Raw genomic sequence first — 11,443 nt, 5'->3', positions numbered from 1 at the left:
CACAGGACCAGCACGACATCATCATATCCCGTTGTGGGGTGCGCCTGCGGACGAGCCTATCGCAACGCGTCGTCGCTCTGCATGATCCGAGCGCTCGACACGAGCCACGTGCCCTCGACGCGCCGCAGCGTGAGCGACACCGTGCGCCCGTCGATCGTCGGTGGGTCTTTCGCGGGATCGAGCGACACGACTCGTGCCTTGAATCGAGCGTCGGCCGTGGTTCGTGACTCGTCCAGAGAAATCCGCACGTCCTCCAGCTCGATCCTGACGCCAGACGGCTCGGCCCAGGGCCGTGCCACGAGCCCGGCGATGGATTCCCGGCCGCGGACCGACGGTGGGAACCCGCCCTCGAAGTCCACCGCGACATCCTCGCTGAAGTAGTGGCGGGCGCGCGACGCGCGGGCCAGCCGGGCGAGATCGGCCTCGTGCGCCGGGATGCCGAGCGAATCGGCCAGCGACCCGAGTTGCGCCCGCACGCGGCGCTCCTCGCCCGGCCAGAAGAAGTACACGGCCGCTGCTGCCACCACCGCGATCAAGGCGACAATCGGCCAGCGCGCGCCGGCGCTCGACTTCTTCACCACACGGTCCTCCTGTTCGTCACGGTGCCTGGTCGTTCCCGACACAGTCGAGTCGCAGCGTATGCGCGTTCGTTCGGGTTGGTCAAGCGACGGGTCTGCGGTGGGTCTGCGGTCTGCGGCGTCGGTCAGCACGCGGTGCCAGGTTGGTTTCCGGCTACAATACGGGTTCCTGGAGATGGCGGAAATTCTGACGATCCATCGTCGGCTGTTTGCCGCTGCCGTCCGCACCCTGGTCGTTGGCGCGGTGTTCTGTTGCGCCGCCGCCGACGTTCTCGCGCAGGGACCGCCCCACTGGCGTGTCTTCTCCTCCCTCGATGGCCTGCAGGAGTCATGGGTTGCCGACGTCAGCCGCGGACCGTCCGGGCGTGTCTACATCACGCACGGCGATGTGGCCACGATGTCCGTCTATGACGGCTTCCGTTTCACGCGGTTGCCCAGTCCCGGTCCCAACCTGACCGTGCGCGAGGCGCCGGGCGGCCGCCTGTGGGCCCTGTTGCAGGCGGGCGGCGAGAACCTGGGCTTTCGCGGCCTCCAGAGTTTGGATGGCGGCCGATGGACGTCGTGGCCCATCTCCGACGTTCAGCCGTTCGCGCAGATGCGCCGGGACTTCCTGCCGTGGGCCACCGACCGCGTGCTGATCGTGACGCCCGAGCGGCTGGTCGAGTTCGATGCGGCCACCGCGCGGACGCGTGACCTCGCGACGGCGACGGGGCTGAGCCTCGGGCCATTCCTCGCGTGTGAGGCCGCGAGATCGGGCGGCGCGTGGGTCGCGGCGGCGCGCGGCATCGTGCGCCTGTCGCCGACAGGCGCCGTCGGAGGAACCTGGCCCTTCCCGCCGGCCATCGGCACCGCGCGCGGCGTCTCGGTTACCGAGGCCTCCGATGGGGCGCTGATCCTGACGCTCGGCGGCAGGCTGCCCGCCGCCGGGTTCCCGCAGCGTGTGGTCCGCATGAAGGACTCGACCTTCACAATGCTCGCCGAGAGCACGGCGGCCGACGGCGCGTCGCTGGCCGCCTGGCCGGGGATCGACGGCCGATGGTGGCTGGCGACCATTCGCGGCGCAACCTTCGAGCTGACCGTGCACGCGGGGCAGCGGTCGCGGACCCTTCCTCGAACAGGCATGTTGTCCGGCCAGTGGTCGGCGGTGACGCCGGACGAGGCGGGTGGCATGTGGATCGCGACCGCCCTGGGCCTCGTGCGTCACATGCCGGCGGCGTGGCGGGAGCCGGTCGGCATCCCCGACCCCTCGCGCGCGACGGGCGCGATCCTGCAGGCTCGCGACGGGTCGCTCTTCGTGCTCCAGCAGGACACGCTTCTGCACAGCGCCGATGGAGTCACGTGGCGATCCGACCCGTTGCCCGCAGGCACCGACGCACGGCTGTACCTTCACAGCGCTCTCGCGGAGCTTCCCGATGGCCGCATCGCCATCGGGCAATCCCCCGGCCTTCGTACGTTCGATCCGTCGAGCGGACGTTTCGGCCTCGCCCCGCCGCCTCCCGGCGCGAGTGCGGTGGTGGTGGTCGGCGCGGCGCCGACCGGCCGTCCGTGGCTGGTCGCCAATCCGAACGGCGACCCGTCCTGGATGGAGCCGTACGGCACCCCGCGATCGGGATCGCGAATCGACGGCGGTTCACACTGGCACGACAGGGCGCCTCGCGAGATCGTGGAAACCGCGAGCGGCGACCTGTTCGTCGTGCCAGACGGCACGGGTGTCGGGCGCGTCCGGAACGGCGTGCTCGAACACCTCGACGCCACCCGGGGATATCCCGGCGACGGCCCGTTCTGTGGTGCCGAGGTCGCTCCGGGCCGCCTGTGGTTTGGCGATCGCGACTCGGTGATCGAATTCGACGGCTCGCGATGGCGGACCGTGCGCACGGGCCTCCAGAGCGTGCGCACGATCCGCGTCGGCCGGGATCGCACCGTGTGGGTGGCGTCCGGCACCGGGCTTCACCGCTATCGGTATGGTTCGTGGCTCACGATGGCCGCGGCCGACGGCCTGCCGGACGGCGCCCTCGTCAGCGTGTTCGAGGATCGTACCGGCCGGCTCTGGGTCACCACGACTGCGGGCATCGCCCGCTACCACCCCGAGGCGGACACGGACGCGCCGGAGACGTGGATCGATCCCGCCGTGAACCTGCGCGAGGTGTCGCCGCTCGGGAGCGCGCACCTGGTGTTCCACGGTGCCGACCGGTGGGCGTTCTCCCCGTCTGGCCGCCTGCTCTACGCGTGGCGCGTCGACGCCGGACCGTGGTCCAGTTTCTCCGAGCTGACGTCGGCCAACGTCGGCGGACTCGCGGCCGGCTGGCACCGGTTCGAGGCACGGGCGATGGACCGGAACGGCAATGTCGACGCCACGCCCGCGCTGTTCAAGTTCGATGTGCTCCGGCCGTGGTACCTGGCTTCGGGATTCCTGCTGTTCGGCATACCGGCGCTGCTGCTCGCTGGCGGCGGCATGGGGCTGCTCGTGACGCGCTATCTTCGGCTCGAACGGCTGGTGGACGAGCGGACGCGCGCGCTGCAGGAGGCGAACCTGCAGCTTCGGCGCGAGGCCGAGGACCGTCGGCGAGCCGAGGCCCAATTCCACCAGGCGCAGAAACTGGAGGCCGTGGGGCGGCTGGCCGGCGGCGTCGCCCACGACTTCAACAACCTGCTGACGGTCATCAGCGGTTACGCCGATCTGCTGCGGGCCGACCTCGCCGCCACCGATCCTCGCACGATGCCGGTTGACGAGATCGCCAGGGCCGCCACGCGTGCGGCGGGACTGACGCGTCAGTTGCTGGCGTTCGGGCGTCACCAGGTCACGCACCCGGAGTCGCTGGACCTCAACGCCGTCGTGCACGACATCTTTCGGATGCTCGGCCGCCTCATCGGAGAGGACGTGTCGCTCGTCTTCGAACCCACTCCGGACCTTTGGCCGGTGCACGCCGACCGCGGCCAGCTCGAGCAGGTCCTCGTCAACCTGGCCGTGAACGCGCGCGACGCCATGCCCGACGGCGGCCGCCTGGTGATCGCATTGGAGAACACGACGGCCGACGAGGAGTTCTGCCGCCAGCATCACGGCGCCCGTCCTGGGCCGCACGTTCTTCTCAGCGTCTCGGACTCGGGCATCGGGATGGACGCGGACACGGTGAACCGTGTCTTCGAACCCTTCTTCAGCACGAAGGAGCCGGCCAAGGGGACGGGGCTCGGCCTTTCGGTGGTGTACGGCATCGTGTCCGGGGCCGGCGGGTCGATCGTGGTGAGGAGTGAACCCGGGCACGGCACGACATTCGAGGTCTATTTGCCGCGCGGTGAGTCGGGCGACGTGGTCGCGGCCGGGGGAGAGAAGCCGACGCCAACGGCGGCGCACCGCGGGACCGAAACCGTGCTCGTCGTGGAGGACGATCCGGCGGTGCGGTCGCTGACGGTGGCGAGCCTGCGGCGGTACGGCTATCGCGTGCTCGAAGCCGCAAGCGCCGAAGAGGCCGAGGCGTGCGCCGACGCGTCGGGCGGGCAGGTCTCGCTCGTCCTGACCGACATCGTGATGCCCGGCCGCAGTGGGCCGGACGTGGCCAAGCGGATGCGCGCCCGGTGGCCCGCCTTGCGCGTGGTGTTCATGTCCGGCTATGCCGGCCGCGAGGTCCTCGGGGAGGGTCTGCGCGACGGCGAGGTGGCGTTCATCCAGAAACCGTTCACGCCCGAGTCGCTCGCGCGCAAGGTGCGCGAGACGCTCGACCGCTGACGAACGACCGTTCCTCGGGGTCGGAGCCTCGGGGGTCGGGGCCCGTGCCGCGGCAGCGGTTGTGCTAGCCTACATCGGACACGAGGAGGCGGCGGCCTCGGCGAGGATCCGAGGATGCGAGCCGCCACCACCAACCGGTTGGAGTGGAGACACCATGAACGAACATTCCCGACGCGACTTTGTCAGGCTCGCTGCCGTCACGGCGGCTCTCGGCGCTGTGCCGGCCGGCGGCGAACGTGCGCTCGCTGCCACCGCGAGCAGCGCGGCGTCCCGCGTGCCGTTCGATCTCGGCATCGCTTCCTACACCTTCCGCTCGTTCCCGCTGGATCAGGCGATCGCCATGACTGCGCGGCTGCGCGTGCGGAAGATCACCTTGAAGGACATGCACCTGCCGATGGCCGTCACCGCCCAGGAGATGGCGGTTGTGCGCGAGAAGATGAAGGCCGCCGGCGTCGAACTGTCCTCGTGCGGCGTCGTCTACATGAAGACCGAGGAGGAGGTTCGCAAGGCGTTCGCGTACGCCAAGCAGGCGGGCATCACGATGATGGTCGGCGTGCCGGATGCGCCGTTGATGGGCCTGGCCGAGCAGCAGGTGAAGGACACCGGGATCGCCATGGCGATTCACAACCACGGTCCCAACGACCAGCGGTTCCCGAGCCCGCAGGACGCCTATCGCGCGGTCGAGAAGCGGGATCGGCGCATGGGGCTCTGCATCGACGTGGGCCACACGCAGCGACTCGGCCTCGATCCGTCGGTCGAGATCGAGCGCTACTTCGATCGCCTGCTCGACGTGCACATCAAGGACGTGAGTTCCGCCGACGCGAAGGGCACGACCGTCGAGATCGGGAGCGGCGTCATCGACATCCCGAAGCTGCTGAAGACCCTCGTCCGGCTCGGGTACTCGAAGACCATCCACTTCGAGCACGAGAAGGACGCGAAAGACCCGTTCCCGGGTGTGGCCGAGTCGGTCGGATACGTGCGCGGCGTGCTGGCGGCGCTGTGATCGCGGGCACCGCTACTCCTCGGCCTCGGAGTCGCTGAGACCGTCGTCCAGGCCCTCGGGCCCGGCCGCTGGCGTGGCCGGCCCCGACCGGGCCAGCGCGTCGTTGATCGCCCGAAGACCCAGCCACCACTGGGTCTTCGGACGTCGGTTCGGTTCGTCCATCATCCGTGGCAAATCCTCGAGCGGATGGAACTGGACCTTCCCCCCGACCGTGCCGATGAACGCGCTGGACGGATGTTCCTCCTCGGCCTGTTCGATCAGGAAACCGACGGAACGGCGCGCGAGCTTGGTCGCCTGGATCCGGTCGAACGGTGAGGGGTCGCCACCCTGCTGCAGGTGGCCGAGGATGCTCTCGCGGACGGCGAACGCGCCGCCGCTCTCCTCCTCGAACAGGGCGGACATGAAGATCGTGTCGTAGGTCGGGTTGGCGTCCTCGTTGCGGATGATGAGGCCGAGCCGCTTGCCTTCGCGGAAGCCCTGAACCAGTATGTCCAGGTCTTCCTTCATCGACTTCAGCGTGACGCCCTCCTCGTGCAGGTAGACGCGCTCCGCCCCGGTGGCCAGCCCGCTCATCAGGGCGAGGTAGCCGCACCGCCGGCCCATCACCTCCACGATGTAGCACCGCCGCTCGGCGACGGCCGACTGCTTGATCTTGTCCACGACCGTCACGATGCTGTTGAGCGCCGTGTCGGCGCCGATGCTCAGTTCGGTGCCGGGCAGGTTGTTGTCGATCGTCGCCGGCAGGCAGATGACCGGCAGCTCGAATGCCGGGAAATTCGGGCGCTCCTCGAAGAGGCGGTACGCGCCCTGGTAGCCCTCCCACCCGCCCACGATCATCAGCCCTTCGATCTCGCGCTTCTCGATCGTCCTGGCGATGGCGTAGAAATCGCGGCCGTTGGGGACGACGCGATTGGTGCCCAGTTCGGATCCGCCCTGGGGCGCCCATCCGTTCACGCTCATCCACGCCATCTCCTGCATGTCGTCGTCGATGAGGCCCTGGAAGCCGCGCCGAACCCCGAACACGATGTGGCCCTGGTCGATCGCGATGCGAACCGCGGCCCGCACCGCGGTGTTCATGCCGGGAGCCGGGGCGCCGACATTCAGGATGGCGAGCCGGAGCCGGCGCTGTCCAGGTTTCGGAGGGTGGGGGAGCGCTCGCAGCAGCGTCTGGAGCGTGCGGACCGACATGTTGAAGCTGTGTCCGCGCAATTCGAGCGCGCGCGCATACTCTCGCGCCTCGAGCAGCCTGTTGATCTCCCGCGATTTCGAGACGCACTCGGTGATTGGAGTCCGGACCACCCGGTTGCCGCGCGTGCCGATGACCTGCGATGCCTCGTCGGCCTCGCCCGCGACCAACGTCTCCACCGCGGCGTGGCCCATGATGGTGCCGAGATTGCGATCGAACGCGCTCGGGGCGCCGCCGCGCTGCACGTGTCCGAGGACGGTCACACGGACCGATTCGGCGAGTTCAACTTCGAGCACGTGTCGCAGTCGCTCGCTGGTGATCGGCTGTCCCTTCCGGTCGGTGGCGCCTTCGGCGACGATGACCATCGCGTCGCGCCGACCGGCCTCGCGGCCAGCCTTGAGCGCGGCGACCATCTCCGCCTCCCAGTCGTCCGACTCGGGCGGCTGCTCGGGGATGAACACCCAGTCCGCCCCGGTGGCGATGCCGCCCATCAGCGCCAGGTACCCACAGTGCCGCCCCATCACCTCGACGACGAACGTCCGCCGGTGGCTGGACGCGGTGCTGCTGATCGCGTCGATGGCCTCGGTGATTCGATGGAGTGCCGTGTCGGCACCGATGGTCATGTCCGTGCCGAAGGCGTCGTTGTCGATCGAGCCGACCATTCCGATCACGGTGAGGCGCGGGTGACGCCTCACCACTTCGGGGTCGACGCGGCCCTTGGCGATCAGTTCCTCCTGCAGGCTGGTCCACTCGCGCCTGAACTCATCGGCGCCGGTCAGGCTGCCGTCGCCGCCGATCACGATGAGGTTGTCGATGCCCGCCGCCAGCAGATTCTGCGCCGCGGCCAACTGTCCTTCGCGCGTCGCAAACGGATCCGACCGGGCGGTGCCGATGATCGTCCCGCCGCGGTGAATGATGCCCCCGACGGAGTTCCATCCCATTGGACGGATGCGATCGCCGCCCTCGATCAGGCCCGAGAAGCCCTCGTAGATCCCGTAGATCTCGACGCCTCGATCCAGCGCGGTCCGGACAACGGCCCGCACGGCCGCATTCATGCCCGAGGCGTCTCCGCCGCTCGTCAAGACACCGACACGTCTGATGTCCACGCCTGCGCTCCTCGTTGGGTGGTTCCGGACTCCCGCCACAGTCGCCCCATGCGATCCGACCCTGCCGCGCCCTGGATGACCCCCGCCAGGCACGTCGGGCCATCGGCCGTCAGCCACGGTGCGCCAATCAGTCCGAGGCACGCGAAGTGGCCATCTTCATGGATGGGGAGATTCTACCCTTCGACCCGGTCGTCCTGGCGATCTTTCCGGCCCGACGGTTGGAAATGGAATCGAGCGTCGACACGTGAACTGTCAACGACGAGGCAACACAGGTTGCTGGTTTGCCTCTTGGCACCGAGCGCCGCGCATCCTCCGCCTCAATGCTCCACCGCGGCCCTCAGGCGGTCGAGCGTGCTGTCCCAGCGCCTGGACACGAGGTCCAGGTAGCGTCGCGCGATCTCGAGCCTCCGCGGATCGAGTTCCCAGACGCTCTCGCGGCCGTGGCGGGACCCGCGCACGAGGCCGGCACGGGCCAGGACCTGCAGGTGTTTCCTGACGGCCTGGCGCGTCACCTCCGAGCCGGCGGTGAGCCGGACGAGCGACATCGGCCCGTCCCGGCACAACCGCGTCACCACGCGGAGGCGCGTCCGATCGCCGAGCGCGGCGAACACGTCCGCGGAAGCGTCGGTATCCGCGCGCCCTCGGCCGCTGCTATTCCCGGTGCGTGACATACGCGTCGATGTTCCTGACCTGCTCGGTCCAGCCATTCTCGTTCATGCGCAGGGTCTGGGCACGGCGGTGAATCGGGATCGCATCGAATCCAGACTCGACGACGGTGAGCTGGGTCCCGTGCGCCACCTCCTGCAACTCGAACGTCACGAGGGTCGTCGGCTCCTTGGAGTAGTCCACGCCCGGATCGACGGCGTGGGGATGCCAGCGAAAGGAGAACACCCGTTCGGGCTCCATCTCCTCGATCCAGACCTCCAGCGTCAGGTGCTCGTAGCCGGGATAGGTGATCCGTCCCCGCACCGACGCACCGGGAGCGAAGGACAGGCCGCCGAAGTCGACGCCGAACCACGAGCCGAACTCCGCGGCATTCGACAGGGCGCGCCAGACGCGGGAACGCGGGGCGCGCAGCACGATGCGCTTCTCGATCCGATCCGTACCGACGACATCGCCGTCCATGTGCAACCTCCAGGTTGCATATTAGCAGGCCGATCATGAATATGCAACCTCATGGTTGCCTGTGACCAGGTGGCCATTTCGGCGTCCAGACGGCAACCGGGGCCGTTGCGCACGTCAGGCGCCTCAGGCCGTATCCTGGCCGCGTCCAGGCGATTATGGGCATGACACCATGTGCAGCAGGAACCATACTGTGTCCGGCAAGCGCGACGGCGTGGGACGCGGAATTCCACGAATCGGATGGCGCAGGTGCTCGGCGTGGGCCAGGACGCCCTGTCCCGGCTCGAACGCCGCAGCGACTTGCTCATCTCGACGCTGTGGGGCTACGTTGAGGCTCTGGGCGGGCGGCTGTCGCGCGGTGCCGGGTCTCCGGACCAGCAGCCCGTAGTCCTCGTTGGCATCGCGGCATTGGAGGCTGAGACGACATGGAACGACCGCTGCTGAACGACAAGAACCAGTACCCGGACGATGACGTGCTGGCGAAGTGCCTCGGCAAGGCCAAGCCCGCCTGGGACGCGTTTGCCGCCGGCATCGCGGCGGAGTTCGGGGACGGCGCCCTCCAATGGCGGTACTACAGCGACGGCAAGGCGTGGCTCTGCAAGGTGTCCCACAAGAAGAAGACCGTGTGCTGGGTCTCGGTCTGGGACAGGTTCTTCAAGACGGCCTTCTACTTCACCGCAAAGAGCGACAAAGACATCGAGGCACTGCCGATTCCGTCGGACCTGAAAGACCGGTACCGGGCGCACCAGCCGATTGGCAAGTTGAAGCCACTCGCCGTTGAGGTGAGAACCAGGAAGGCACTCGAGCCCGTCTCCGTGCTCGTGACGTACAAGAGCGGCTTGAAGTAAGGGCGCCGTCGACGTTGTGCCCGGCGACAATCGCACGCCCGCAGAGGCCGCCGGGCGCTCTGATCGACCTCATCAGCCAGGTGTGCGGTGGTTATTGGTCGGGGCGCCGGGATTCGGACCCGGGACCTCCTGCGCCCAAGGCAGGCGCGCTACCAGGCTGCGCTACGCCCCGACACGAACACCATGCTCTCATCATACTCGACCGATATCCCGGACGAGAACTGCGAAGTGCAGAGCCGCGCGGACTCCATCTCCCTGCGCGGGTCGATACTTCGCGGTAGACTTCTCCGCGTCGTGACCGCGCCGCGTCGTGACCGCGCCGCGTCGTGGCCGCGCCGCTCGTGAGCAGCGCCAGCCTGCGAGATCGCGCGTGCCGGCAGACGGTCTCACCCGGGGGCGTGAGGGGCAGCCTCCCAGACTGATGGAGGACAGATGCATTCGACCTCGAGGATCTCGCGTGCCGCGCTGGTCGTTGCCGTGGCCGTCGCGCTTGTCGCCGCGGTCGCCGTCACTGTCGCCGCGCAGGCCCCGGCGCCGGCGCGCGTCGTGGCCATCGCCGACGTGCACGGGGCGTTCGCCGAACTGGTGACGCTCCTGCAACGCACGGCCCTGGTCGATGGCAACCGCCACTGGGTGGGCGGCCCGGCCACACTGGTCCAGACCGGTGACCTCCTGGACCGTGGCCCGCGCTCGCGCGAATGCCTCGACCTCGTGATGGACCTCGAGCGGCAGGCCGCAAAGGCCGGCGGGAGGCTCGTCCCGTTGCTCGGCAACCACGAAGCCATGATGGTGATGGGCGACCTGCGATACGTCACCCCGGAGATCTTCCGCACGTTCGCGACGGCGCAGTCCCACAAGGTGCGCGAGAAAGCCTACCGCGATTACACCAGGTTCCTTGCCGCGCATGCCGCTCACGGCCACGCCGTTGCGCCGGACGCCGACGGGACAACCCGCAAGAAGTGGATGGACGAACACCCCCTGGGCTTCTTCGAGTATCGGGACGCGTTCGGCCCCGACGGCAAGTATGGGCGATGGATCCGCGGCCATCACGCCATCGTCCAGATCGGCGGCGGGTTGTTCGTGCACGGCGGCCTGAATCCCGCGCTCGAATTCCGAAGCGTGGCGGAACTCGATGCGCGTGTCGGCGTGGAACTGCAGGACTTCGACCGAATCTGGAAGGCGCTCGCACGCAAGAAGGTGGTCTGGCGCCACATGACGCTGGTCGAGGCGGTCAAGCACGTCGGCGACGAACTGAAGCGGAAGCAGGCCCAGGCCCGGCCCGCCGATCCGGCCGTCGTTCGGGACATGGAAGCGTTGCTCGGGTACCGGCAGTGGCTGGCGGCCTCGTCGAACGGTCCGCTGTGGTACCGCGGCCTGGCCCAGGATCCCGAGGAGAAGCTGACCGCCGGCCTGAATGCGATGCTCGCGAGGCTCGCGGCGCGCTACGTGGTGGTGGGCCACACCATCACGCCCAACGCGACGATCACACCCCGCTTCGCCAGCCACGTCTTCGCGATTGACACCGGGATGCTCACGCAGGATTCCAAGGGCCGTGCGTCGGCGCTGGAGATTCGGGACGGGCGCTTCACGGCGTTCTACGGCGACGGCGCCCCGCAGGCGGTCGATCCGCCGGCGCTGGCGCGCCCGCCCCTCGTGAACGTTCCCGTGATGAGCTGGGCCACCGGCCGCGCGCCCGCTGGCGCTCATCGCGGGCCGAAATCATTGGGTTTTTCGCGCTGACACCCGACTTCTTCACGGGGACACGCGGCCGCCACGCGCCCGGCCCCCCCGCCGGCGCCTTGCGCGAGAAACGCCCGCCGTCACGATCTTCACTGCACGAATTCCCATATCCGTGTATGCTGATCTCTACACGGTGTGG

At 68.8% G+C, this 11,443-nt stretch carries 9 protein-coding genes and 1 tRNA gene; 5 read left to right on the top strand and 5 right to left on the bottom strand.

Translation table 11 applies throughout. The features are described 5' to 3' along the window. Positions 1 to 56: 56 nt before the first annotated feature. Positions 57 to 578: a nuclear transport factor 2 family protein gene (locus tag VGK32_21440; GenBank protein ID HEY3384331.1), complete on the bottom strand. Its 522-nt coding sequence runs from the start codon at positions 576 to 578 to the stop codon at positions 57 to 59. Between the two features lie 175 nt (positions 579 to 753). Between VGK32_21440 and VGK32_21435 the strand changes: the two genes are divergently transcribed. After that, positions 754 to 4,299, top strand: coding sequence for an ATP-binding protein (locus tag VGK32_21435; GenBank protein ID HEY3384330.1), 3,546 nt, complete (start codon positions 754 to 756; stop codon positions 4,297 to 4,299). A gap of 154 nt (positions 4,300 to 4,453) precedes the next feature. Continuing rightward, positions 4,454 to 5,302 carry a sugar phosphate isomerase/epimerase gene (locus tag VGK32_21430; GenBank protein ID HEY3384329.1) on the top strand — a complete coding sequence of 283 codons (849 nt, stop codon included), beginning with the start codon at positions 4,454 to 4,456 and terminating at the stop codon, positions 5,300 to 5,302. 12 nt (positions 5,303 to 5,314) lie between these two features. Here the strand turns inward: VGK32_21430 and VGK32_21425 are convergent, their stop codons facing one another. The 3 genes from VGK32_21425 to VGK32_21415 all read right to left on the bottom strand — a co-directional run bounded on the left by VGK32_21425 (position 5,315) and on the right by VGK32_21415 (position 8,719). Further along, complete coding sequence (locus tag VGK32_21425) at positions 5,315 to 7,594, bottom strand: 6-phosphofructokinase (GenBank protein HEY3384328.1); 2,280 nt, start codon at positions 7,592 to 7,594, stop codon at positions 5,315 to 5,317. Positions 7,595 to 7,911: 317 nt separating this feature from the next. After that, entirely contained in the window at positions 7,912 to 8,265 is a 354-nt protein-coding gene (locus VGK32_21420) for a metalloregulator ArsR/SmtB family transcription factor (protein ID HEY3384327.1), read from the bottom strand. Next, positions 8,246 to 8,719: an SRPBCC family protein gene (locus tag VGK32_21415; GenBank protein HEY3384326.1), complete on the bottom strand. Its 474-nt coding sequence runs from the start codon at positions 8,717 to 8,719 to the stop codon at positions 8,246 to 8,248. Before VGK32_21415 ends, VGK32_21420 begins: the two co-directional genes overlap by 20 nt. A gap of 237 nt (positions 8,720 to 8,956) precedes the next feature. Between VGK32_21415 and VGK32_21410 the strand changes: the two genes are divergently transcribed. Both VGK32_21410 and VGK32_21405 read left to right on the top strand, forming a co-directional pair. Next, positions 8,957 to 9,160 carry a hypothetical protein gene (locus VGK32_21410; GenBank protein ID HEY3384325.1) on the top strand — a complete coding sequence of 68 codons (204 nt, stop codon included), beginning with the start codon at positions 8,957 to 8,959 and terminating at the stop codon, positions 9,158 to 9,160. Beyond that, a complete protein-coding gene (locus VGK32_21405; protein HEY3384324.1) occupies positions 9,142 to 9,564 on the top strand; it encodes a DUF3788 family protein in 423 nt (140 codons plus the stop codon). Before VGK32_21410 ends, VGK32_21405 begins: the two co-directional genes overlap by 19 nt. Positions 9,565 to 9,659: 95 nt before the next feature. Here VGK32_21405 and VGK32_21400 read toward each other — a convergent pair. Continuing rightward, positions 9,660 to 9,736 (bottom strand) — tRNA-Pro (locus VGK32_21400). 260 nt (positions 9,737 to 9,996) lie between these two features. Here VGK32_21400 and VGK32_21395 point away from each other — a divergent pair. Next, entirely contained in the window at positions 9,997 to 11,304 is a 1,308-nt protein-coding gene (locus VGK32_21395; protein ID HEY3384323.1) for a metallophosphoesterase, read from the top strand. Positions 11,305 to 11,443 lie beyond the last annotated feature (139 nt).

The organism is Vicinamibacterales bacterium, from assembly GCA_036504215.1.
Lineage (GTDB): Bacteria > Acidobacteriota > Vicinamibacteria > Vicinamibacterales > Fen-181 > FEN-299.
The sequence above is the reverse complement of the archived record's forward strand: the minus strand, read 5'-3'. Positions and strand labels throughout refer to the sequence as shown.

Excerpts from the sequence above, each read along its gene's own strand:
- VGK32_21415 (HEY3384326.1), bottom strand. The coding sequence starts at position 8,719 with ATGGACGGCGATGTCGTCGGTACGGATCGGATCGAGAAGCGCATCGTG.
- VGK32_21430 (HEY3384329.1), top strand. The coding sequence starts at position 4,454 with ATGAACGAACATTCCCGACGCGACTTTGTCAGGCTCGCTGCCGTCACG.
- VGK32_21410 (HEY3384325.1), top strand. The coding sequence starts at position 8,957 with ATGGCGCAGGTGCTCGGCGTGGGCCAGGACGCCCTGTCCCGGCTCGAA.
- VGK32_21405 (HEY3384324.1), top strand. The coding sequence starts at position 9,142 with ATGGAACGACCGCTGCTGAACGACAAGAACCAGTACCCGGACGATGAC.
- VGK32_21435 (HEY3384330.1), top strand. The coding sequence starts at position 754 with ATGGCGGAAATTCTGACGATCCATCGTCGGCTGTTTGCCGCTGCCGTC.
- VGK32_21395 (HEY3384323.1), top strand. The coding sequence starts at position 9,997 with ATGCATTCGACCTCGAGGATCTCGCGTGCCGCGCTGGTCGTTGCCGTG.
- VGK32_21420 (HEY3384327.1), bottom strand. The coding sequence starts at position 8,265 with ATGTCACGCACCGGGAATAGCAGCGGCCGAGGGCGCGCGGATACCGAC.